Origin of the sequence: Corynebacterium tuscaniense DNF00037 (assembly GCF_000759055.1) — a bacterium.
Lineage (GTDB): Bacteria > Actinomycetota > Actinomycetes > Mycobacteriales > Mycobacteriaceae > Corynebacterium > Corynebacterium tuscaniense.
Map to the genome: position 1 here is coordinate 1 of NZ_JRNG01000038.1, position 23,055 is coordinate 23,055.

At 60.3% G+C, this 23,055-nt stretch carries 23 protein-coding genes; 15 read left to right on the forward strand and 8 right to left on the reverse strand.

The window, feature by feature from the left end:
• Window positions 1-225: 225 nt before the first annotated feature.
• On the reverse strand, window positions 226-516 hold the full coding sequence (locus tag HMPREF2129_RS08170; protein ID WP_034665365.1) for a WhiB family transcriptional regulator: 291 nt from the start codon (window positions 514-516) through the stop codon (window positions 226-228).
• Between the two features lie 349 nt (window positions 517-865).
• Here HMPREF2129_RS08170 and HMPREF2129_RS08175 point away from each other — a divergent pair, with 349 nt between their 5' ends.
• Window positions 866-1,441, forward strand: a complete 576-nt coding sequence (locus HMPREF2129_RS08175) for a sigma-70 family RNA polymerase sigma factor (RefSeq protein ID WP_034665321.1) — start codon at window positions 866-868, stop codon at window positions 1,439-1,441.
• 2 nt (window positions 1,442-1,443) lie between these two features.
• Entirely contained in the window at window positions 1,444-2,226 is a 783-nt protein-coding gene (locus HMPREF2129_RS08180) for a hypothetical protein (protein WP_052093035.1), read from the forward strand.
• 7 nt (window positions 2,227-2,233) lie between these two features.
• Here the strand turns inward: HMPREF2129_RS08180 and HMPREF2129_RS08185 are convergent, their stop codons facing one another.
• A complete protein-coding gene (locus HMPREF2129_RS08185) occupies window positions 2,234-2,590 on the reverse strand; it encodes a DUF5319 domain-containing protein (RefSeq protein ID WP_084576718.1) in 357 nt (118 codons plus the stop codon).
• Window positions 2,591-2,733: 143 nt separating this feature from the next.
• Between HMPREF2129_RS08185 and guaB the strand changes: the two genes are divergently transcribed.
• From guaB to HMPREF2129_RS08210, 5 genes are all read left to right on the forward strand, one after another.
• Entirely contained in the window at window positions 2,734-4,281 is a 1,548-nt protein-coding gene (gene guaB / locus HMPREF2129_RS08190) for an IMP dehydrogenase (RefSeq protein ID WP_052093037.1), read from the forward strand.
• A 2-nt stretch (window positions 4,282-4,283) separates the two neighbouring features.
• Window positions 4,284-5,498: a GuaB3 family IMP dehydrogenase-related protein gene (locus HMPREF2129_RS08195; protein ID WP_034665327.1), complete on the forward strand. Its 1,215-nt coding sequence runs from the start codon at window positions 4,284-4,286 to the stop codon at window positions 5,496-5,498.
• Window positions 5,499-5,660: 162 nt separating this feature from the next.
• The gene (locus tag HMPREF2129_RS08200; RefSeq protein WP_034665330.1) at window positions 5,661-6,581 is read left to right on the forward strand and encodes a metal ABC transporter substrate-binding protein; all 921 of its coding nucleotides are present in this window, start codon (window positions 5,661-5,663) and stop codon (window positions 6,579-6,581) included.
• Between the two features lie 4 nt (window positions 6,582-6,585).
• Window positions 6,586-7,320: a metal ABC transporter ATP-binding protein gene (locus HMPREF2129_RS08205; RefSeq protein ID WP_034665332.1), complete on the forward strand. Its 735-nt coding sequence runs from the start codon at window positions 6,586-6,588 to the stop codon at window positions 7,318-7,320.
• On the forward strand, window positions 7,317-8,231 hold the full coding sequence (locus HMPREF2129_RS08210) for a metal ABC transporter permease (RefSeq protein WP_084576708.1): 915 nt from the start codon (window positions 7,317-7,319) through the stop codon (window positions 8,229-8,231). Before HMPREF2129_RS08205 ends, HMPREF2129_RS08210 begins: the two co-directional genes overlap by 4 nt.
• Here HMPREF2129_RS08210 and HMPREF2129_RS08215 read toward each other — a convergent pair.
• The gene (locus HMPREF2129_RS08215; RefSeq protein WP_034665335.1) at window positions 8,159-8,869 is read right to left on the reverse strand and encodes a metal-dependent transcriptional regulator; all 711 of its coding nucleotides are present in this window, start codon (window positions 8,867-8,869) and stop codon (window positions 8,159-8,161) included. The two genes, HMPREF2129_RS08210 and HMPREF2129_RS08215, sit on opposite strands and share 73 nt — an antisense overlap.
• A 10-nt stretch (window positions 8,870-8,879) precedes the next feature.
• Window positions 8,880-9,767, reverse strand: a complete 888-nt coding sequence (locus HMPREF2129_RS08220) for an EamA family transporter (RefSeq protein ID WP_034665338.1) — start codon at window positions 9,765-9,767, stop codon at window positions 8,880-8,882.
• A 42-nt stretch (window positions 9,768-9,809) separates the two neighbouring features.
• Between HMPREF2129_RS08220 and guaA the strand changes: the two genes are divergently transcribed.
• Window positions 9,810-11,381, forward strand: a complete 1,572-nt coding sequence (guaA, locus tag HMPREF2129_RS08225) for a glutamine-hydrolyzing GMP synthase (RefSeq protein WP_084576710.1) — start codon at window positions 9,810-9,812, stop codon at window positions 11,379-11,381.
• 11 nt (window positions 11,382-11,392) lie between these two features.
• On the opposite strand, the gene HMPREF2129_RS08230 is transcribed toward guaA, so the two are convergent.
• Window positions 11,393-12,469 (reverse strand): PspC domain-containing protein, encoded by a 1,077-nt coding sequence (locus HMPREF2129_RS08230; protein ID WP_198021545.1) that lies wholly within the window; start codon window positions 12,467-12,469, stop codon window positions 11,393-11,395.
• Window positions 12,470-12,580: 111 nt separating this feature from the next.
• On the opposite strand from HMPREF2129_RS08230, the gene HMPREF2129_RS08235 reads away from it, so the two are divergent.
• The 4 genes from HMPREF2129_RS08235 to HMPREF2129_RS08250 are packed head-to-tail and all read left to right on the forward strand — an operon-like array spanning window position 12,581 to window position 16,725.
• The gene (locus HMPREF2129_RS08235; protein ID WP_034665343.1) at window positions 12,581-13,723 is read left to right on the forward strand and encodes an ATP-binding protein; all 1,143 of its coding nucleotides are present in this window, start codon (window positions 12,581-12,583) and stop codon (window positions 13,721-13,723) included.
• Between the two features lie 10 nt (window positions 13,724-13,733).
• Window positions 13,734-14,405 carry a response regulator transcription factor gene (locus HMPREF2129_RS08240; protein ID WP_034665345.1) on the forward strand — a complete coding sequence of 224 codons (672 nt, stop codon included), beginning with the start codon at window positions 13,734-13,736 and terminating at the stop codon, window positions 14,403-14,405.
• A 49-nt stretch (window positions 14,406-14,454) separates the two neighbouring features.
• On the forward strand, window positions 14,455-15,168 hold the full coding sequence (locus HMPREF2129_RS08245; protein WP_408605841.1) for a hypothetical protein: 714 nt from the start codon (window positions 14,455-14,457) through the stop codon (window positions 15,166-15,168).
• Entirely contained in the window at window positions 15,169-16,725 is a 1,557-nt protein-coding gene (locus HMPREF2129_RS08250; protein ID WP_034665348.1) for a Y-family DNA polymerase, read from the forward strand. It abuts the gene before it with no gap.
• 6 nt (window positions 16,726-16,731) lie between these two features.
• Here the strand turns inward: HMPREF2129_RS08250 and HMPREF2129_RS08255 are convergent, their stop codons facing one another.
• The gene (locus HMPREF2129_RS08255) at window positions 16,732-17,334 is read right to left on the reverse strand and encodes an AMIN-like domain-containing (lipo)protein (RefSeq protein ID WP_034665353.1); all 603 of its coding nucleotides are present in this window, start codon (window positions 17,332-17,334) and stop codon (window positions 16,732-16,734) included.
• Window positions 17,335-17,453: 119 nt separating this feature from the next.
• Between HMPREF2129_RS08255 and HMPREF2129_RS08260 the strand changes: the two genes are divergently transcribed.
• From HMPREF2129_RS08260 to HMPREF2129_RS08270, 3 genes are all read left to right on the forward strand, one after another.
• Complete coding sequence (locus HMPREF2129_RS08260) at window positions 17,454-18,377, forward strand: sucrase ferredoxin (RefSeq protein WP_034665355.1); 924 nt, start codon at window positions 17,454-17,456, stop codon at window positions 18,375-18,377.
• Between the two features lie 209 nt (window positions 18,378-18,586).
• Entirely contained in the window at window positions 18,587-19,744 is a 1,158-nt protein-coding gene (locus HMPREF2129_RS08265; RefSeq protein WP_034665380.1) for a class II histone deacetylase, read from the forward strand.
• A 2-nt stretch (window positions 19,745-19,746) separates the two neighbouring features.
• Window positions 19,747-21,213: an APC family permease gene (locus HMPREF2129_RS08270; protein WP_232218130.1), complete on the forward strand. Its 1,467-nt coding sequence runs from the start codon at window positions 19,747-19,749 to the stop codon at window positions 21,211-21,213.
• A gap of 101 nt (window positions 21,214-21,314) precedes the next feature.
• On the opposite strand, the gene HMPREF2129_RS08275 is transcribed toward HMPREF2129_RS08270, so the two are convergent.
• Together HMPREF2129_RS08275 and HMPREF2129_RS08280 are read right to left on the reverse strand one after the other, a co-directional pair.
• Window positions 21,315-21,998: a methionine ABC transporter permease gene (locus tag HMPREF2129_RS08275; protein WP_034665357.1), complete on the reverse strand. Its 684-nt coding sequence runs from the start codon at window positions 21,996-21,998 to the stop codon at window positions 21,315-21,317.
• Window positions 21,999-23,051 (reverse strand): methionine ABC transporter ATP-binding protein, encoded by a 1,053-nt coding sequence (locus HMPREF2129_RS08280; RefSeq protein WP_034665359.1) that lies wholly within the window; start codon window positions 23,049-23,051, stop codon window positions 21,999-22,001.
• Window positions 23,052-23,055 lie beyond the last annotated feature (4 nt).

The following is a 23,055-nucleotide window of genomic DNA, read 5'->3' on the forward strand; positions in this document are numbered from 1 at the left end:
TCAACCGCCCGGGATTTATCAAAGTGCTCTAACGCATCAATGCCTAATGAGCTATGGGCATCTATGAGATCATTAAAAGTTTTCATGCCCCGACGGTAACTGCGATAAAACCCCTGGGTAAAGGGTTTTTGAGATTTCACACAATTTAAGAATCTATGGAACCAAACAGGGGTCTGAAGCAGTCTAAGTAAGGTTGGGGGTTTTGAAACGTCGATAAGCGAAAGCCTAGTTTGCGGCGACCTTGACGCGACGAAGAGCTGCCTGGCGTTCGGACTCGCTCATGCCACCCCAAATGCCGTACGGTTCCGCGACCGCAAGCGCGTGAGCGCGACATTGTTCGAGGACAGGGCAGGAAAAGCAGATGGCTTTCGCACGGTTCTCACGCTTCGCGCGCGCACGACCGCGCTCCCCGTCGGGGTGGTAGAAGACCTCGGATGCCTCGCCGCGGCATGCGCCATGAAGTTGCCAATCCCAGAAATCCGCATTCGGGCCGGGAAGCTGTTGAGGCATGGATATCGCGGGCATATTCATCTCCGTGTGTAAAACTTATGGCGAATAATTTCTCGCGCAGTGTGCAAGGCGATGGTGAACAATGGGTTTCTGCCAGGTTTCGCACAGTTATATCTGGCCTAGCAGGCGTCATTTTGCTGTATCTGACGTGCATAAATGTGCAAAGGTGAAACGTTGGTGAATTGTTGGTGACTTCCGCTGGAAACCACCTCGCTTCACCCTGTGAGAGTTAGGGAGATTAGGTAGCTGACGCGTAGGATGTGGCCGGTGCACATTTAACGTGCCTGCAAAGTTTGATTTTTGCCTGCCCATCTACGCTCATCTACGCCCATCTACGAGAAAAAGGAGAGACGTCGTGGCCTCATCCGACGCGGATCAACGTCTCGCCGAACTCGTGCCTTTAGCGCAGGCAGAGGATGCTGCGGCGCTGCAGGAGATCATCAAGATTGTGCACCCGATGGTGCTGCGTTACGCCCGTGCGCGGATTAGTTCGGGCCGGACTCCCACGGCCGAGGATGTTGCCCAGGAGATTTGTCTGGCGGTGGCAACGAGTGTGGGGAAGTATCAGGACACTGGCAAGCCGTTTATGGCGTTCGTGTATGGCATCGCGTTCAACAAGGTTGCGGATGCTCACCGGGCGTTAGCGCGCGATAAAACGAACCCGACGGATGAGGTTCCTGACCAGGAATTTTCCGGCGTTACCCCCGAAGATGCTGCGATGGTCACGGCGGGAAGTAACAGAGTGCGTGCTTTACTCGATCTGTTAAGTGACAAGGCGAGAGAGATTGTTGTCCTGCGTGTGTTTGTCGGATTGTCTGCTGAGGAAACAGCGGAGATCGTGGGCAGTACTGCAGGGGCGGTCCGTGTCGCACAGCACAGGGCGCTTGCCACACTCCGGCGGGCACTCGAAGACGGAGTTTCAGGAGGGTAGATATGGAGCCAACGTCCACGTTTGGCCGTCATCACCGTCGCTATGAGCACGATGTTCAGGCAGATGACGCCTTCCTGACCTCGCTTTCGCTGGGTGTTGATCCGTCCGATGGTGTGGATGAGCTCGCGTCGCTGCTGTTGGGGTTGCGGGATGAGGTTGAAGCACCCATGCCATCCGCCCCGCTTATCGACGGCGCTTTGGCGCCCGTCACCTCTATAACCGAGCACCGCGCGAAGCGGCATGCGTCCCGTCGTTTCCGGACGAGTCCGTGGATGGCAGGCCTCGTCGGTGCCGCCGCGGCCACCGTCGTCGTTGCTGGTAGCGGTGCTGTTTTGTACAGTGCGTCACCGGGGTCTGCTTTGTGGGGTCCGTCCCAGGCTGTTTTCGGTGAGCGCAAGAATGTCGTGGAGTTGGCTACCAAGCTCGACGAGATTGAAACGATGACTGAAAGTGGCAACTTGGCTGGTGCAAAGCTGCTGATTGATCAGCTGCGTGAGTCCATGAACCTTGAGCGCGGTGTGCCGCCCGAAGACGGAGGTGACCCAGCTCCGAAGGAGACCGTTGTGGTCACGCCTGAGCCGGAACCTGCAGGGGAGAAAACTCAAGAGACTGTCACCGTGACGCTCGAGCCGACCACTGTCACAGTTGTGGTGACGGAGCAACCGGGCGAAACCACGACTACGGGCAGCCCTGCTGCACCGTCGAGCACGCGTCAGGGTGCGCCAACACCGGGGCCTGCTGCGCATCCGGGGGCGCCCACTACGCAAGCTGGCCAATCCTCCTAGTGGGGGTTTAACGCGCGTCGAGGCCGTCGAGGTATCCCAGCGCGTAGTCCCAGGGCACGTAGGCCTGGATGTTGGGCTGAGCGCTCGGCTCATGAACCGGGGGTAGTTCGCCGTGGAGGCTGGCGATCATGTTGTTGATCATGATGTCCCAGTCATAAAAATGCATCTCTTCGCAATCCTCGCAGACGAACGTGATGCCAAGGATGCCACGGGGTTCGAGAACAAGTTTGAATTCCCGAGTCTGGGCCAGATCGCGGAGGACAGCTTCGCGCTCCTCCGGGGTGAGTGGCGTGGGGGCCTCGTCGTCCTCGATGAAAGACGCCGGGTCATTGGGGTCGTCGGCGAAGGGGTCACGAGGCATCATCGAGTCGAAGAACACGCCCCCAGCCTAGGCAAGGCTTGAGCAGGGGGCCAATTCGGGGACACCTGCGCTCATTGGGGGAGTAGGTGGTTTACCCACTATGCTTGCTGGCTAGAAGCGGAAGCGAGAAACAGCAAGGGAGCGACATGGGTAACATCTTCGGTTCTAAGAATTCCGGTGAGAGGGTGCATACCGGCGGCGATGACCCGTCGAAGGTGCTTCTACGTGGTTTGACCTTTGACGATGTGTTGCTCCTGCCCGCGGAGTCCCACATCGTTCCGGGGGAAGTGGATACCTCGGCGCAGTTCACCCGCAATATTCGTTTGGGTATGCCGATTGCGTCGGCAGCTATGGATACGGTGACGGAGTCCCGCATGGCTATTGCCATGGCGCGCCAGGGCGGCATTGGTGTGCTGCACCGTAATTTGTCGGCGGAGGACCAGGCGGAGCACGTTGATGTGGTGAAGCGTTCGGAGTCCGGCATGGTTACGGATCCGGTAACGGCTACTCCGGACATGAGTATCAGTGATGTGGATGCCCTGTGCGCACGTTTCCGCATTTCCGGTTTGCCGGTGGTGGATGAGCAGGGGGTGCTGCTGGGCATTATTACGAACCGCGATATGCGCTTCGAGGCTGATTTCTCCCGCCCGGTTTCCGAGGTGATGACGCCGATGCCGCTGGTGGTGGCGCAGGATGGTGTGAGCAAGGAAGAGGCGCTCAAGCTGCTGAGTGAGAATAAGGTGGAGAAGCTGCCGATCGTCGATAAGCAAGGCAAGCTTACTGGTCTGATCACGGTGAAGGATTTTGTGAAGACCGAGCAGTTCCCCAACGCGTCGAAGGACAGCGAGGGGCGTCTGCTCGTCGCGGCGGGCATCGGCACGGGCGAGGATTCCTACAATCGCGCGGGCCTGCTTGTCAACGCGGGCGTGGACGCCCTCGTCGTCGACTCCGCCCACGCGCACAACAACCGCGTCCTGGAGATGGTTGCGCGCGTGAAGAAGGATTTCGGCGACCGCGTCGACGTCGTGGGCGGCAACCTGGCCACCCGCGAAGCTGCAGCCGCGATGATTGAGGCGGGCGCGGACGCCATCAAGGTGGGCATTGGCCCGGGCTCCATCTGCACCACGCGCGTGGTTGCTGGTGTGGGCGCCCCCCAGATCACCTCGATTCTGGAGGCGTCTGTGCCGGCACACGCAGCTGGCGTTCCAGTCATTGCGGATGGTGGCATGCAGCACTCCGGTGACGTGGCTAAGGCACTCGCCGCTGGCGCGTCGACCGTCATGCTTGGCTCCATGCTGGCTGGTACGAAGGAAGCCCCAGGCGATGTCGTTGTTGTTGGCGGCAAGCAGTACAAACGCTACCGCGGCATGGGCTCCATGGGTGCGATGCAGGGCCGTGGTCTGTCGGGTGAGAAGCGCTCCTTCTCCAAGGACCGCTACTTCCAGGCTGATGTGACCAGCGAAGACAAGCTCGTGCCGGAAGGCATTGAAGGCCGCGTGCCGTACCGCGGTGAGATTGACGCGATCACCCACCAGATCGTTGGTGGCCTGCGTGCGGCGATGGGCTACACCGGTTCTGCCTCCATCGAAGAGCTGCAGACCAAGCGCTTCGTTCAAATCACTACCGCTGGCCTGCGTGAGTCCCACCCGCACGACATCACGCAGACCGTCGAAGCACCGAACTACAGGGGTTAAGCATGCGTGATTACGTTGAAATTGGCATTGGCCGTGAAGCGCGTCGCGCGTACGGCTTGAACGAGATCAACATTGTTCCTTCGCGCCGCACGCGTTCCTCGAAGGATGTTGATCTGCACTGGCATATTGACGCCTACACCTTCGACGTCCCCCTCGTCTCCCACCCGACGGACGCTCTGGCCAGCCCCGAGTTTGTCATCGAGATGGGCAAGCAGGGCGGCCTCGGCGTGATCAACGCTGAGGGGCTGTGGGGCCGTCACGCGGACTTGGATGCGGCGATAGAGAAGGTGATTGAGCCGATCCTGTTCGCCGACCAGGATGTGCATGGCTTCCGCCAGCCGGGTGTGGCGGAGCTGCAGGAGCTGCACGCGGCACCACTTGACACTGATCTGCTGTCTGAGCGGATCGCGCAGGTACGTGACTCCGGCGTGACCGTTGCTGTGCGCGTGAGCCCGCAGAATGCTCGTGAGCTGGCCCCGATTGTGGTGAAGGCCGGTGCTGAAATGCTGTTTATCCACGGTGAGAACATCTCCGCTGAACACGTCCAGGAGGGCGGGGAGCCGCTGAACCTGAAGGAGTTCATCGGTTCTCTCGAGGTCCCTGTCATTGCCGGTGGTGTGTCTGACTACACCACTGCGCTGCACCTGATGCGCGCCGGGGCGGCTGGTGTCATCGTGGGGCAGGGCACCACCACGTCCTCGCTGGCACTGGGCATTGATTCCAACGTGGCCACACAGATTGCAGATGTCGCTGCGGCACGCCGCGAATACCTCGATGAAACCGAAGGCCGCTACGTTCACGTGATCGCCGACGGTGACATTGAAACCAGTGGCGAGATCGCCCGCGCCGTGGCATGTGGTGCGGATGCTGTCATGCTGGGCCAGCCACTCGCCGCTGCTGCAGAAGCGGCTGGCCACGGTTTCTACTGGCAGTCCCAGAGCGCGCACCCGCGTTTCCCGCGTGGCTTGATCACGCAGACTGAATACGGCTTTGGCTGGACTGAGGCAAGCTTGGCCAATGATGATGGGAAGTCACGCGATGAGATCATCGCTGCCTGTGGTGCGGATCGCCCGAGCCTAGAAACTGTTCTTCACGGCCCCAGCACGAGTACTTGGGGTGGCTACAACCTAGTGGGTGGCCTGCGTCGCGCGATGGCGAAGTGTGGCTACACAGATATCAAGAGCTTCCAGAAGGTGGACATCACCGTTAATCAGTAGCTTCTCCGCGCTTCTTCAGAGCCGCCTGGTGGATTTCCACTGGGCGGCATTCTTAGTTTTGCCTTACCTTCATTGGAGGTTGTAGTGTAGGAAGAATAAAAGTACGGTTAGGCGTATTTTTAAAACTGGAATGACGGAACTTACCAGGAATGGGAGACAATAATGGCTGTAGCGCGGAGATTCGCAGCGTTTGCGGCAGCGGCAATGCTGCTGGTGGGTTGTGCACCGGCGACGGAAGAGGAGGCCGCGGAGAAGGCTTCGGAGAAGCCGACGGTGTTGACCACCTTCACGGTGATCCAGGACATCGCGCAGAATGTGGCGGGAGAGCACCTCACGGTTGAGTCCCTGACCAAGCCGGGCGCTGAAATCCACGGCTATGAGCCAACGCCGGCGGATATTCGTCGCGCGACCAACGCGGACCTCATCCTGGATAACGGCCTGAACCTGGAGAACTGGTTCTCTCAGTTCGTGGAGGACAGTGACGCACCGCACGTCACCGTGACGGACGGCATCACCCCGATTGACATCACCGAGGACGAAGGTGCCGGCCTGCCTAACCCGCACGCGTGGATGAGCCCGCTTGAGGTGAGGACCTACGTTGACAACATGGTCGCAGCCTTCTCTGAGCTTGATCCGGAGCACGCCACCGACTTTGAGCGCAATGGTGAGGATTACAAGAATCAGCTCCAGGAGGTCCACGACGGAATGGTGGAGGAGCTGTCCCAGCTGCCGGAGAAGCGCCGTGCGCTGGTGACCTGCGAAGGGGCGTTTTCCTACATGGCACGTGATGCTGGGTTGGAGGAGCGCTTCATTTGGGCGGTGAACTCCGAGAACGAGGCGACTCCGCAGCAGATTTCCCGCGCTATCGAGTTCGTGAAGGAAAACGACGTCCCGGCGGTCTTCTGTGAGTCCACTGTTTCGGATGCACCGATGCAGCGCGTGGTCGAGGCCACCAACGCAACCTACGGTGGCACGCTCTACGTGGACTCGCTCTCGGAAGAGGGTGGCCCGGTGCCGACCTACCTCGACCTGATCAAGCACGACGCAGACGTCATCACTAAAGCTCTGACCGGAAAGGAATAGAGCGGTGAACCAACCAAATGCCATCTCGGTGCGTGATGTCACCGTGCATTACGGCAGCGTGCTTGCTCTCGACGGCGTCACCCTGGACATCGCGCCGGGGCGCGTGTGCGGGCTCGTCGGGATGAATGGTTCCGGTAAATCGACGCTGTTCAAAACGATTATGGGCCATATCCGGCCTGACGTGGGCACCGTGGACATCAACGGCCAGGACCCCGCTGCTTCACGACGTTCCGGCGTCCTCGGCTACGTCCCCCAACGCGAAGCAGTGGACTGGGACTTCCCGGTCAGTGTCCGCGACGTGGTCATGATGGGCCGCTACGGCCAGATGGGTTTTACCCGCCGACCACACCGCAAAGACATGGAAGCGGTGGAGCACGCGCTAGAACGCGTGGAACTCACCGAATTCGCCGACCGCCAGATCGGGCAACTGTCCGGTGGCCAGCGCAAACGGGCATTCGTTGCCCGGTGTATTGCGCAGGGGGCGGAGGTGATGTTGTTGGATGAGCCGTTTGCGGGCGTCGATAAGCGAAGCGAAGCAACGATGACCCGGCTCTTTCGTGAGATGGCGGTGAGCGGGTCCACGATCTTCGTGTCTACGCATGATCTCGCTGCATTGCCTGACTTGGCGGATGAGGCGCTCCTGCTGTACCGCCGCGTGCTCGTGCATGGGCAGCCCGCGGAAGTCCTGAAACCAGAGAACCTAGCTGCCGCTTTCGGCTTGGATGTGATGAACCAATGATGTCTTTCCTCCTTGACCCCTTTGCCTACGACTTCATGGTGCGCGCACTGGCAACCAGCCTTGTCGCGTCTGTGGTGTGTGCGGTGCTGTCATGCTGGCTGGTGCTCATCGGCTGGTCACTCATGGGCGACGCGGTGTCCCACGCAGTCTTCCCCGGCGTAGTGGTGGCATACCTGCTCGGCGCGCCTTTTGCTGTGGGGGCCGTGATCTTCGGCTTCCTCGCGGTCGGCTTGATCGGCGTGGTGCGCGACACGAGCCGCCTGAAAGAAGACGCCGCGATCGGCATCGTCTTCACCACGCTGTTCGCGTTCGGCCTTGTGCTCATCTCCGTGACGCCATCGCACACGGACCTGAACCACATCATCTTCGGCAACCTGCTCGGTGTGTCCAAAGCTGACCTCGCGCAAATCCTCGTGCTGGGTGCCATCACGCTAGCGATCCTCCTGCTCAAGCGACGCGACTTCACTCTGTTTGCCTTCGACCCGATCCACGCTCACGCGATCGGGCTGCGCCCGAAAATGATCGGTGCGGTGCTGCTCGCGCTGCTGGCGTTGACATGCGTGGTTGGGCTGCAGGCCGTCGGTGTCATCCTCGTGGTGGCCATGCTGATCATCCCCGGCGCGACCGCCTACCTGTTGACCAACACGTTCAGCCACATGCTGATAATCGCGCCAGTGATGGCGGCAGGATGCTCTGTGGTTGGCTTGTACACCAGCTATTACCTGGATGCGTCGCCGGGTGGGCTCATCGTCGTGGCGCAGGGCGTGGTGTTCCTACTGGTGTATCTGTTTAGTCCGAGCCAGGGCATCATCACGAAGCTGATGAGGAAGAAGCCTGTCTACGCCGAAGTAGGGGAGGCTGTGGAGACGAACAACGCATCCGTAGCGATGTTGCCCAGCGGCACGGCCTGAGAAGCCTTATCGACGGTCACCTCCAGCGCCTCCGAGAACGGCGCACCTTCCGTGACCGTCAGGACGGCGCCGACGACGATGCCGTTTTCCTCGAAGTGCTTGAGCAGCTCCGGGTTCGAGTCCGAAATCCTTTCGACGGTGACCCGGAGTTTTTCTGTGCCCTTTTCCATGGCCGCGGCCAGGTCGGTGAGGCTGCGGGCATCCAGCGCTGGCACGGTACCGTCCGTGGCAGGGATGGGATCTCCGTGCGGGTCGCGCTCCGGGTGGCCCAGGAACTCGTCGAGCCGAGCGACGAAGAAATCGGAGACCGCGTGCTCCATGTTCTCGGCCTCGTCGTGGACCTGGTCCCAGGTGTAGCCGAGGGTGTCCACCAAGAACGTCTCGATGAGTCGATGTCGCCTGATCATGGCTACGGCGTAGGTGCGGCCCTCGTCCGTCAGCTCCACGGAGCCGTACGGTGCGTGGGAAATCAACCCCTGCGAACCTAGCTTGCGCATCGCGTCAGACACCGAGGACATGCGCAAACCCGTCTGCCGGGAGATCAACGTTGCGGTGACGGGTTCAGCCGACCATTCCGTGAGACTCCAGATCACCTTCAGGTAGTTCTGGGTCGAGGTAGACAGGTCGTTTAGGGACATAGGCATCACTCTATACGGGTTGAGGTCTTTTCTTGCCGCGTCCCTGCCCACGGCCCTGCATCGCCTGGATCATCGCAGCAGTGATCACCAGCAGGATCGCCGTGAACTTCAGCCCCGAGATGTGTTCCGACAGCAGCAGCCAGCCGAAGAACGCGGCGATGGCGGGTTCGAGGGAAAGGAGGATGGCGAAGGTGTTGGGGGTGAGGCGTCGTAAAGCAATAAGCTCCAGCGAGTACGGAACGAGCGACGCGAGAACGGCGGTGCCTAACGCTATGCCGAAGAGGCGGGTGTCCGCCATGATCGTGAGTGAACCTTGCCAGCCGAGCGGCATGAGGGCCATGCCGCCGATGAACAGCGCAACCGCGAGGCCACCCTGGCCGGGCACCGAACTGCCCGCGCGCTTGGAAGCAAGGATATACAAGGCCCAGAACATGCCCGCTGCCAGCGTGAACGCAACGCCAACCGGGTCGAGTGGATAGCCGTTGTAGGAGTTGATGCCCAGCAGCAGCATGCCGGTGAGCGCAAGGGCCACGCACACCGCATCACGCACAGAACGCGACAACAGGGCAGCGAGGGTCAACGGCCCCAAGAACTCGATGGTCACCGCGGTACCCAGCGGGATCCGTTCGAGCGCGGTGTAGAAAGAGCCGTTCATAAACCCCATCGTCAGCCCAAACGTAATCACGGCGCGCCACTGCTGCGCATGCCACTCCCAGAAACGAGGGCGACTAGCCACAAGAAGAATCACGGCAGCGAGCAGCAGACGCAAAGACGCCGTGGCCCAACTGCCCGCGTGCGGAAACAGTTCAACCGCCAACGCGGCCCCAAGCTGCAGCGAAATGCACGAGCCGATGATGCACGCAACACCAAGCGGTGAGGTCGGAGTTGAAGCGGTCATGGCGGTTCAGTCTATGCAGGCCATGAGTTAAACTTTGAATCCGTGACTACCTCTCCAACAGCTAATGCACATCCGCGCCCTGTTCTTGTTGTGGATTTCGGCGCGCAGTATGCGCAGCTCATTGCCCGTCGAGTGCGTGAAGCGCGTATCTATTCTGAGGTCGTGCCGCACACGATCACGGCGGAAGAATTGAAAGCTAAGGATCCGGTTGCGCTCGTGCTGTCTGGTGGCCCGTCGTCCGTGTATGAGGATGGTGCACCGAAGCTTGACCCGGCGATTTTCGAGCTTGGTTTGCCCACGTTTGGCATTTGTTACGGCTTCCAGGTGATGACTCAGGCGCTGGGTGGCACTGTGGCCAAGACCGGTTCGCGCGAGTACGGCCGCACGAAGATGGATGTGTGTGGTGGCGTGCTCCACGCCGGTTTGGCGGAGCAGCACTCTGTGTGGATGAGCCACGGTGATTCCGTGACGCAGGCGCCGGAAGGCTTCGAGGTCACTGCTTCTTCGGAGGGTGCGCCGGTCGCGGCCTTCGAGAACGCGGAGCAGCGCATGGCGGGTGTGCAGTACCACCCGGAGGTTATGCACTCGCCGCACGGTCAGCAGGTGCTCACTCGCTTCCTCACGGAGATCGCGGGGCTCGAGCAGACCTGGACCGCGTCGAATATTGCAGAGCAGCTTATCGACGCAGTCTTGGCCCAAATCGGCCCCGACGGCCACGCCATCTGCGGCCTGTCTGGTGGCGTGGACTCCGCCGTGGCGGCGGCGCTCGTGCAGCGCGCTATCGGCGACCGCCTGACCTGCGTGTTCGTGGACCACGGTCTACTGCGTCAGGGCGAGCGAGAGCAGGTGGAGAAGGACTTCGTAGCTGCCACCGGCGCGAAGCTGGTGACAGTGGATGAGCGCGACGCCTTCCTGGGCAAACTCGCCGGCGTGACCGAGCCGGAGGCGAAGCGCAAGGCGATTGGTGCGGAGTTCATCCGTTCCTTCGAGCGCGCAGTGGCTTCCGTGCTGGAGGGCGAGGACGTTGGCTTCCTCGTCCAGGGCACCCTATACCCGGACGTTGTGGAATCCGGTGGTGGCACAGGAACCGCGAACATCAAGAGCCACCACAACGTGGGTGGCCTGCCGGATGATGTGGAGTTTGAGCTCGTTGAGCCGCTGCGTCTTCTGTTTAAGGATGAGGTCCGTGCAGTCGGCCGGGAACTGGGTCTGCCGGAGGTCATTGTGAACCGCCAGCCGTTCCCGGGCCCAGGCCTGGGCATCCGCATTGTCGGCGAGGTCACTTCGGAGCGCTTGGAAACCTTGCGCAAGGCCGACGCTATTGCCCGCGAGGAACTGACCCACGCCGGCCTGGATGATCAGATTTGGCAGTGCCCGGTGGTCCTACTCGCGGACGTCCGCTCCGTCGGCGTCCAGGGTGATGGCCGCACCTATGGCCATCCGATCGTGCTGCGCCCAGTCGCTTCCGAAGACGCGATGACCGCCGACTGGGTGCGCGTGCCGTACGAGGTGCTGGAGACGATCTCCACCCGCATCACCAACGAGGTAGAGGACGTCAACCGCGTGGTCCTGGACATTACGTCCAAGCCACCGGGAACCATCGAGTGGGAGTAAACCTGGGAGGTTTACTCGGCAAACTGCGCGGACACGGACCCGATGCGGTGCTCCACATTAATTGTGAGCAGCTCTCCGTCCTTGTCCGCGTTTTGCTTTCCTGTGGGGCAGGTGGTTTCGCCGATGGTGGCCTGGCAGTGCACCTCAACCGGAACGTTGCTGGGCAGGATGATGTTGATCTCGCCGATGCCGTTGTTGAAGTTGACGGTCTTCGGCTCCTTGAGTGGCGCCAGGTCCGAGAGATCAACGCGCAGTTCGCCGACGAGGTTGTTGACGTCAGGGATGGTTTGAGCGTCCTCGTATGTCAGATGTACTTCGCCGATTCGGTCGGCGACACCAGGGGCAAACACGACAGGTGTTGCAATGATCAGCGCCAGAGGAATCCACAGCCACAGGCGTGAGCCTTTCTTCTTTCTCGACTCCGGTTCCACGGCGGGTTCCGGTGCTGGTTCAGGATCGGGCAGGTGCCATAGTCCTGGCGCCGCGCCCAGCGGGTCCCACGCTGGGGGAGTTGGGGTTGCAGGCTCCGGGCCGGCGGGGTGTTCGTAGCCCTCCGGCGGGGTGAACTGGGCCGTCACCGGCGGCTCAGGCTGCGCTTTCGGTTGGCGAGGCGCGTGCTCAGCCGGCGGCACCACGAGCCCTTCGGGCGGAACCGGCGTGCGCTGGTGCAGCGCCCACCAGGCCACCGCCGCGAGAGCCAGCCCACCAAGGGAAGAGAACACGAGTTCGCCGTCAGTGGCCACGGACAAGGTGGGGAAGAAGATAATGAGTAGCACCAGAAGGCCCCAGCCAGTGGTGCGGTCTTCGCGCTCCGCGTCCGTCAGTTCTTCCTTCGGCCGCGAGATCACCTGCGCGGGGCAGGAGGACATGCCAAAGCGTGGCATGAGGAATCCGCACAGGATGTAGGTGAATAGGCCAACACCAAACACGAAGGACAAGGCCACAAACGCCACGCGGATGAGCAAAGCGTCGATACGGTAACGCACCGCGATGCCTTCGCAGATACCGGCGATAACTGCGTTTCCGCCCTGCTTGGAGGGGATGCGGGGAGGGCGGGTGTCCCACATTTCTTTCAGCGTCTCGTTCATGGTTCCAGTATGAAAGGCAGGGGTGCGTAGCGGTATCGGGAATGACCCTGGTTTTTGGATTTCAGGGTTTACCCTGATTCGCGCCGCGAATAAGCATGCGAAGATAAGCGCATGTCCAATTCCAACGAGGAGACCCGTGCTTACCCGCGTTTTGTGCGCGTGGAGCAAGGCCGGGTTGTTGCCGGGGTCGCGGCGGGGTTGTCGGCGCATGTGTGTATCGACGTCACCTGGGTCCGCCTCGCCCTCACCCTCACGTCCTTCCTCGGAGGGATGGGGATTTTGCTGTATGCGGCGCTGTGGGTGTTCAGCCCGGTAGGTGTGCCGCAGCAGCCAGTGATTGACCGCTACCGCGTCGGTGGTGCTGCTCATGCACTCATGATCGTGGGGGCGTTTGCGCTGTGGGCGCTTTCGGCGGGCGGTGGTGGCTGGCTTTTCATCGTGATTGCTCTGGTGGCTCTCGGTGCGGTGTTGGCCTGGCAGGCCTATGACCGTGACATGCGTACCACGGGGTCTGTTGTGCTGTTGGTTTGTGGCGCGGCGTTGGTCATGGTCGGAGTGGTGGTCATCGCGCTGATGGGGGACCGTGGCGGTATCACCGGTGTGATTTTGGCGGTGCTGGCCTCAGTATCCGGTGTAGGCATTCTGGTGGTGCCGCTGATTGTGCGGCTGTTCCGCTCACTCGTGCAGGAACGTGAGGAGAAAGCGGTGGCGGACCAGCACGCTGTTATTGCTGCTCATCTGCATGATTCGGTGCTGCAGACGCTCGCGCTCATTCAGAAGCGCGCGGGTGATGCGGAGGAGGTTGCGCGTCTTGCACGTGGTCAGGAGCGTGAGTTGCGGGCCTGGCTTTATGGCTCCCCTTCGGCTCCCGCGAGCCTCTTTTCTGCCCTTAATGCCGCGGCGTCTGACGTCGACGACATGTTTAACGTGCGCATCCATCCGGTCACCGTTGGGGAAGATCTAGAGATGAATGCTGGCGTGGAACCCGTGGTCTTGGCCGCCCGGGAGGCGATGGTCAACGCGGCGAAACATTCGGGTGCGACCGCCATCGACGTGTACGTGGAGCACCTTGCGGGTGAGCTCAGCGTGTTCGTTCGCGATCGCGGAACCGGGTTTGACCTGGATGCCATTCCGGAAGACCGGCACGGCATCCGCGATTCCATCACTGGCCGTATGGAGGGCGCTGGCGGCACCGCGGTGGTGAAAACCGCGCCGGGTGAAGGAACAGAAGTGACACTCACGTTGTCGCTGTAAGGTCGAGATCATGCAGCCAGTCCGCGTTTTTCTTGTCGACGATCACTCCGTCTTCCGCTCCGGCGTCCGCGCCGAGCTGGCTAGCGCTACTGGCGCTGCGGCGATTGAGGTCGTCGGCGACGCCGGCACCGTAGCCGAAGCTGTCGCCGGGATCGCGGAGACGAAGCCTGACGTTGTCCTCCTGGACGTGCACATGCCCGATGGTGGTGGCCTCGCCGTGATCACGCAGGCGCCGGGCCCGCAGTATCTGGCGCTGTCTGTGTCCGACGCGGCAGAAGATGTGATAGCACTTATCCGCGCGGGTGCCCGAGGGTACGTGACCAAGAACATCGACGGCCCGGAGCTCGCCGAAGCCGTGGTGCAGGTGCATGGTGGGGATGCCTACTTCTCGCCCCGTCTCGCCGGGTTTGTTCTTGATGCTTTTGCTTCGGCTGGGGTCGTGGAGGATCCGGTTGGGGAGCCAGAGAAGGTGGGGGAGGGGGAGATTGCGGATAAGCTCACGCGCCGGGAACTTGAAGTGCTGCGGTTGTTGGCGCGTGGCTACACGTATAAGGAGATTGCGGCGGAGCTCTTTATCTCTGTGAAGACGGTGGAAACGCACGCGTCGAATGTGCTGCGCAAGACGCAAACATCGAACCGCTACCAGCTGACGCGTTGGGCGTCGCGCCACTCGCTGTATTAGAAAGCATTTTCGACCAGGGAGATTGACCGGATTGTTGACGCGGAGCATAATGATCCGCGTGAGTGGAACAAGTGTTCGCAAGGTTGATCTGGCTGCCATGCCGCTTGCTTCCTCGCGCGCGGAACAAATCGCGCAGCTTCGTGCCCAGATTTCGCAGATGGGAGGGGGTGCACGAGAGGGAAGTGTTGTCCAGGGTGTTGGCCTTCTTCCTATCGACGGGCCTCTGGGCGCCGTCCTGCCTGGTGGCGGTCTCTCACGTCGCGCAGTCACACACGTGAGCGATACACCTGGGCTGGTGGTGGAGATGCTACGCCACGTTACGTCCGCCGGTGGGCACGCGGGCGTGGTGGGGTGGTCGGAGCTGTCCTACGCCGCACTGCCGGTAGCGAGCCTGGAGCGCATTATTGCGGTGCCGGACCCTGGCGCAGATCCACTGGGGGTGGCCGGGGTGCTGGTGGAAGGTCTTGACCTGGTGGTTTTTCGTTCCCCGGCCACGTTGGAACTGTCACCGGTGCAAGCCCGGCCGCTGCTGGGGAAGCTGCGTAAGGGGCATGCCGCGCTCATGCTCGTGGGGGCGACGGTGCCGTCTCCGGCCCTTGCATTGACAGGGGAGGTGGTGGGCTTCCACGGCATTGGTCGCGGTACCGGCCGGATCGTGGGGATGGATGTGCGGGTGCGGGTCACACAGAAGAACACGTGCCCGACATCAGCGGTGGTCACGGTGGGTGAAGTGCCGGCTCCTGCTTTGCGGGTGGTGCGGTAGATGCGTGTGGCGGCCGTGTGGTTTCCGGATTGGCCGATCCAGGCGGCGCGGCTCGATGCGGGGGATGAGCTGGCGGAGCCGCTTGCGATCGGTGCGCATCATCGCATCAAAGTGGTCTCGCATGAGGCGCGCAAGCTGGGTGTTCGGCGTGGGATGAAGGTGCGTCATGCGCAGTCCGTGTGTCCGGATGTGACGGTCGTGGAGGACAATCCGGACCGGGATGGTCGCATGTTTGCTGCGCTCGCCGCGAGTTTTGATGATGTTGCCGCCTCCGTGGAGGTTCTGCGTCCAGGGCTTGTCGTCGTGGATATCGCCGCCGCGGGCACCTTCCACGGGAGCGAGGAAAAAGCGACCGAAATGCTTATCGACGCTGCCTCCCGCCCCGGCATCGACCCCCTCACCGGCGTGGCCGACGAGATCGCTACTGCCGTCATCGCTGCCCGTGTCTCGGCGGTGGTCTCATCGGGTGAGTCGGCGGCCTTTCTGTCTAGGGTGCCTCTGCGGATGTTGGTTGCGGAGACGAGTCTGGGGGTGGACGCAGACACCGTCGCCGCTTTGGGGCAGCTGGGGGTGAGCACGCTGGGGGAGCTCGCCGCGCTGCCCTCTACTGCCGTGTCCACGCGTTTTGGGCGGGCGGGGCTGCATTGTCATCGCATTGCGTGTGCGGCGTCGGATCGGCGAGTGGCGCCGGAGATTCCGTCGGTGGACTTAAGCGTATCGGTGACCCCGGAAGACCCGATCGAACGTGTTGATGCCGCTGCCTTCGCCGCCCGCGCATTGGCAGCGAGCCTGCATGAACGTCTTGCGAATGCTGGTCTGAACTGCCTCCGCCTCAAAGTGAGAGCGGAAGTGGATGGCGGGCAGATCGTGGAACGGACCTGGCGCACTCGGTCCGCCTTGACGGAAGACGCCACGGCGGACCGAGTGCGCTGGCAACTCGATGGTTGGTTGACGCATGGCGGGGCAGGGGCGATCACCTCCCTGATCCTTGAACCGCTAGAGGTGGCGCAGCCAGATTCGGCAGGACAATTGTGGGGGCATGGTCCTACTGCGGGAGATGATCAGGTGCGTCGGGTAGCGGAGCGCGTGCAATCGCAACTCGGGATTGATGCGGTGGTGCAGCCACGACTCGTCGGCGGGCGCGGCGTGGTGGAACGTGTTGCCCTCGTGCCCTTTGGGGAGCATGGTCCTGAGAACAGCAACGCCGCCGCCACCTGGCCCGGGGCGATCCCGCAGCCACTACCGGCGCGTATCGGTGGTGGGCTCAACCACCCAGCCTCACGAGTAAAAATGATTGACGCGCAGGCCACCCCTATCGGCGTGACCGCAGAGGCGCTGCTCACCGCCCCGCCCTATGCCTTGAGCTGGGGTGATAACAAATACCTCATTACGGGCTGGGCGGGACCATGGCCTGTGGACGCCGGATGGTGGGAAGGCGCACCTCACAAAGTCGCGCGCCTCCAAGTGGTGGGATGTACACCGCACGATCAGAAACCGGTGGGCTGGCTCCTTATGTGGTCGCAGCAGCAGTGGCGGATCGAGGCGATGTATACCTAGGCGTACCTACCGCGTGGCGTCGATAATGATGCGCGTGGGATTGTGCAGCGTCACCACACCGTATGGGCTTCGGGAGTTCAAGCCCACCACGACCTGGGTACGGCCCGCAGACGTACCGGCGTTGACCACCTCAGCTACCGTGCCGGATGTGCCGGCGCCACCGCTGACGCGTTCAGGGGCGGAGGTCTCAGCGCCAACATCGGAAGGGAACACGGTGCCATCAATCGAGACGTTGAGGAACGCCGAGCCCTTCACCTTCAACGGTTGCCCGGTGGACCCCTCCACGGGGGAGGAAACATAGTCGGCGAACCAGCCGGGCTCGCCGTCGCCGCTCAACGTGATGGTCACGCGGTCAAAATCACCATGACTTTTCACGTCCATATCAGTCACCGCGAGGCGAGCAGGCGCTGTAGGGCGAGTGGTCTTCGGGGAAGGATTCACCGGCCCCAACGGCTCGCGTTCTTCTGGAGACATGGTGGTTACTGCGCCACCAGTGCCGGCGACGATGTTGCCCTGTTGGGTACCGGAGGCGTCGTCAAGCGTGCACCCGGCGAGCACAAAAGCAACCGTGCATAAAGCAGTGGCGCATGCGAGCCTCGGTGCAGTCATGCGAACAACCCTAATAACAACCGTGAAAACACAAAAATAAAATCGCCCCAATCCGCAGATTGAGATCAAACTGTTGTACACACTACAGCTCACGGCGAAGATAGGTTACCCTTAGTGCCATGCCTGCCGATTCCTTCACTTTGTGCTCCGACGTTGAGGTGGAGCCGCTTCCCGGGACGGCAAAACAGGCCAGGGTGTACGTCCTCTTCGAAGAGCCGGGCCCATGGAGCCACGACGTCCTGGACGGTGACACTTTCGGTGCGGAGCTCACCGCGAAGCTCAAAGCGCATCTGAAGAAGTATGATGCGGCACTCCAGCTCATCCGCCACCCAACGCGTGAAGGTCGAGTGATTGAATCGCACCACCTGTACCTGGTGTTTTCCGACATTGGGTTGACTGAGGTGCTGCACGTTGATGGTCCGGAAGCGATCCTGGACCTTGATTTGTCGGGCCCGGGGCTCAACGGCGGTCAGGCACGCATCAACCCGCTGCTTCTGGTGTGCACGCACGCGAAACGTGACCGTTGCTGCGCGGTGAAAGGGCGTCCGCTGGTGGCGGAACTGGAGCGCCGCTACCCGTTCAAGCGGACGGGTGATGTGGTGTGGGAAACCTCGCACGTGAAAGGACACCGTTTCGCGCCGGCGCTGCTGCTATTGCCGTGGGGTTACAGTTTCGGTCGCATGAACCTGGAGGCGACGGAGGCCATGCTGGCTGCGGCAATGCGTGCGCAGTACTTTGTGCCCGGCAACCGTGGGAGCGGCTTGATGTCGCCGCCCGCGCAGGCCGCGGAAGTTGCGGTTGCCGCGCACCTTCAGCGCGAGGGCAAGGATGTGTCCTACGGGCAGTTCTCCGTCGCATCAGAAGATGTCAGTGAGGACCATGCGAGCATCGTGCTTATCGACGAATCCACAGGTCACACCTACCACGTCACCCTCTCCACCCACGCTGTCTCCGGCGTGATTTCCTCGTGTGGCGATGAGCCGAAGCAGGGGCGCTACTGGCGGGTGGATTCGCTGGAGCACGTCGAGGAATTTCAGAGGTAACAAAGCAGCGTGTCGCCCACAGAGTCCACAACGTGGTCGGTGGCGGACTGCACATCGGCGGGGGAGTAGGGGACGCTGTCATGTCCCTCTGGGGAATGCATGAAAACTTTCCCTAAAACTGTGTCGCAGCTCTCAATTTGCTTGTATTGTGTGTTTCCAGACAAAAATGAAGGACGTTCATTTTTGCTGATCATGAGAGGAGTATGCACATGGAAAAGCACGATGGGGCAACCCGTAAGGTTGGGTACCTTTGCGATACGTTGTTCTTTTGGCATGACACCGGAACCGGGGGAGATGAACCGTCAGATCCACGCAAGGGCTTGCAGCCCGTAAACCGTCACTACTCGGCGCCGGAGCCTAAAAAACGACTGCATGAACTCATCCAGGTTTCGAGGCTTCGTGATCAAATCGTTGATTTGCGAGCTCGTCCCGCAACAGATGAGGAAATTCTGCGTGCACACTCTGCCGAGCACCTCAAAAATATGGAGCTGCAGTCTCAGCTTCCGAAAGGTGGCGATTGCGGAGATGGAGGATCACCTTTCGGGCACAACGCGATTGACATTGCTCGTTTATCGGCTGGTGGAGCGATCGTCGCTATGGAATCTGTTTTGAGCGGAGATACTGATTGTGCGTACGCGCTGATCAATCCCCCGGGACACCATGCTGAGCGTGATCGAAGTTTAGGCTTCTGTTTGTTCAACAACGCATCGATCGCGGTGGCTCACGCTAAGGAAAAGTGGGGTTTGGAACGGGTCGCAATCGTGGATTGGGATGTTCATCACGGCAATGGGTCGCAGGACATCTGGTGGACAGACCCGAGTGTGTTGACCATCTCTATCCATCAAGATCGTAACTTTCCGGTCGATTCAGGATTTGTCGATGAACGGGGCGGTGGTGAAGGTCTCGGCCATAATTTCAACATTCCGCTGCCACCCGGATCTGGCAACATCGTGTATGAACATGTGGTGGAAAATCTGGTTCGCCCTGCACTTGAGCAATTTCAGCCTGAATTGATTCTTGTGAGCTGTGGATATGATGCTGCAATGCAGGATCCGCTCGGCAGAATGATGGTTACTACCTCGGGTTTCAAGCGTATGACTGCGTTGATGATTGAGACCGCAAGCAAGGTGTGCGATGGGCGTCTCGTTTTTGTGCAGGAAGGTGGGTATTGCCAGTATTACGTGCCATTCTGTGGCCTTGCGACGATGGAAGAATTAGTCGGGGCTGATTCAGGTTTCAGTGACGGGTATGCTGCCATCGTCGAGGGGCAGATTCGTACGGAGATTACGGCTGAGCAGCAGGCCGCGATTCAATCGGCACATGATGCGCACTTTTCGTCGGATGAGAGCGGTGGGAAAGTCGGATGAGTGTGTCAAATAAGAACCTTTTGAAGACTCACAATGTGGTCTTTCTTGTTGTTGCAGCGGCTGCCCCATTGACTGTTGTGTCGGCAGGCGCGACTGCAGCGTACGCGACTTCAGGGATGTCAGGTGTCCCTCTCGGCTACCTGATTTGTGGTGTGCTCGTTGCTCTTTTCGCGGTTGGCTTTTGTGCGATGGCGAAAGAAATTCCCAATACTGCAGCATTTTTCTCATATGTATCAGCAGGCCTAGGACGAAGTCACGGGTTGGCAGCATCCTGGTTGGCCCTAGTTTCATATCTGGCCATGCAGGTGGCGCTTTACAGTTTATTCGGTTTCACCGTCAATAGTCTGCTCGGCAGTGTGGGGGTGGAAGTACCGTGGTGGTTGTGCACGATGGGGGCGATCGCACTGGTCGCTGTGCTTGGAGTGAATTCCGCGGATACGACATCCAAGTTACTCGGTATTTTGTTGACTCTGGAATTTCTAGCAGTATCGATATTTTGTGTTGTGGCGCTGAGGAATCCAGCAGACGATATCGGCGTCACCACACTTATGCCACAAGCACTCTTGGGGGCCGGAACAGGTACAGCGCTAGCGTTCACCATCGCCGGATTTATGGGGATTGAGAGTACAGCGATGTACTCGGAGGAAACCCACAAGCCAAAGACAACGATTCCACGGGCAACGCTGATCGCGATCGGTGTTATCTCTGCCTTCTACGCGTTTTCTTCTTGGAGTATTGCCCAGAGTGCGGGAGAGAGCAGTATTGTCAGCGCCTCTCAAGAGCAGGGCGCAGATCTCTTCTTTAACTTTCTCGCAGCACACGGTTTGGAAGGGGTTGTTCCGCTGATTCGAACGCTGCTTGCTACGTCGCTTTTCGCTGCGGTGACTTCATTCCATAACACGATTGCTCGATACTTGATGGCGTTGGGGCGCGAGCAGGTCATTTGGAAACGACTTGGCGGGGTATCCAGTAAAGGGGCACCAGTAAATGCGTCTCTGGCGCTGTCGGGTTTTGTAACGGCAGTTGTTCTTGGATTCAGCCTGATCCAGGCACTGATTGGTTACAGTAAGGGCTTCCCAGCGGATATTTTGTTCTCGTGGCTGAGCGCGGCGGGCGGTTTTGGCTTGGTGTTCCTTTTCCTTGTGACCAGCATTTCGGTGATTCTTTACTTCAAGAAGAATCAGAACATGTACAACTTGTTTGTCACGCTTGTGGCGCCTGTCATAGCAACTGTTGGCTTCGGGGTTGTGTTCGTGCTCATTCTATTGAACTTCAATGTGCTGATCGGTAGCGATGATTTGTGGTATCTCGTGTTTATCGTGCCGAGCATTGTTCTGCTTTGTGGCGTTGCAGGGTATGCACGCGGTGAGTACCTACGTAAACATAATCCTCGTATATATGAGAACATTGGCTCGGGAAAGTCGCCGACAGTATCTGAAGATGAAAAGTTTGAAGCTGTGCGAGTATAGAAAGATATGCTCTGACGCGTCCTGTCGGTCAAAATGATGAAAAGTGCCGTGAATGAGCTTCACGGCACTTTGCTATTGGTGGCTTCGGATATTTTCTTTCCCTAGCGGCGCATCACCTTCGCCGAGAGCCAGTTCCCCAGCAGCTGGGCGAGCTGCACGATGATCACGATGGTGATCACCGCCACCCACGTCACTGCCGGTTGGTAGGCGCGGTAGCCGTAGACGATGGCGAAGTCACCCAGGCCGCCGCCACCGATGTAGCCGGCCATCGCGGACATGTCGATCACCGCGATGAAGATGAAGGTGTAACCCAGGATCAGTGGGCCGAGAGCCTCCGGGATGATCACGGTGCGGATGATGCGCCACGGGCCAGCGCCCATCGCGCGGGCCGCTTCGATCACACCGGGGTCGATTGCCACGAGGTTTTGCTCCACGATGCGGGCCACAGTAAACGTGGCGGTCACGCACATGACAAACGTTGCGGCTTCACGGCCAATCGTCGTGTCCACCACCGCGAGGGTGACGGAGTAGAGCATCGCGATCATGATGATGAACGGGATCGGCCGGAAGAAGTTCACCAGGATGTTCAGTACCCAGTAAATCGGCCGGCTCTGCAGCACTCCGCCGACGCGGGTGGTGTAGAGGAACAGGCCCAGAATCATGCCGAAGAACCCGCCGACAATCATGGTGATGGTCACCATGAACAGCGTGTCCAGTAGTGCCTGCCAGTAGGTGGGGCCGAGGCGATCCCAGTCCACGCCGGCTGCAAGAAGTGTTTCGATCATTTAGGCCACGTCTCCTTGCCTGTCGGTGATTTCGTGGATGTGCGTGGTGGTCTGCATCGTGTGGAAGAATTCGTCGATAGCTGCATTATCGCCGGTGAGGCGGACGGTCATTTTGCCGAAGGAGTGATCCTGCAGCGTGGTCACGGAACCATGCACGACGTCGAGGCCCACGCCTTCTTCCTGCAGTTTCGCGGCCGCAGAGAAGAAGCCGGAGTTCGCGGTGAGGTCCACGGTGAACAGGCGCCCTTCGCCCGAGTGGAGCAGTTCGCGCTCTTCGCTTTTCGACGGAGTATTCCGCAGCGACGTCGCCACAAACCTCTTAGACACATCCGTTTGTGGGTTGGAGAAGACTTCGTAGACGGAGCCATGCTCCACGACCTTGCCATTTTCCATCACAGCAACCTTGTCGGCGATGGCCCGGATGACATCCATTTCGTGGGTGATAACCACGATGGTGATGCCGGTTTGTTCATTGACCTTCTTCAGTAGGTCAAGGACTTCTTGGGTGGTTTCGGGGTCGAGGGCGGAGGTGGCTTCGTCGGCAAGCAAAAGCGAGGGGCTTGTGGCGAGCGCACGAGCGATGCCCACCCTTTGCTTTTGTCCACCGGAAAGCTGCTCCGGGTAGTTCGTGCCACGGTCAGAAAGGCCGACGAAGTCGAGCAGTTCCGCCACGCGGGCTTTGCGCTCGGCGCTGCTCATGTCAGTCATCTTGAGTGGGTATTCAATATTGCCTGCCGCGTTGAGCGAGCTAAACAGGTTGAACTGTTGGAAGATCATGCCAATGGAACGGCGCGCCGCACGCATCTGCTTCGCGGGCATACCCACAATGTCCGTTCCATCCAGCAAAATCTGCCCCGATGTCGGGGCGTCCAGTCCGTTGATCATGCGGACCAGGGTGGACTTGCCGGCACCCGAGTAACCGATCACGCCCAGGATCTCCCCCGGCTCGACGGTCAGGGTGACGTCATCGAGTGCGACAACATCCGTGCCCTTCTTCGAGCGGAAGACTTTGTTTACGTCCCGGAATTCGATCCGGGTGCCAGTACGAGACATGGGG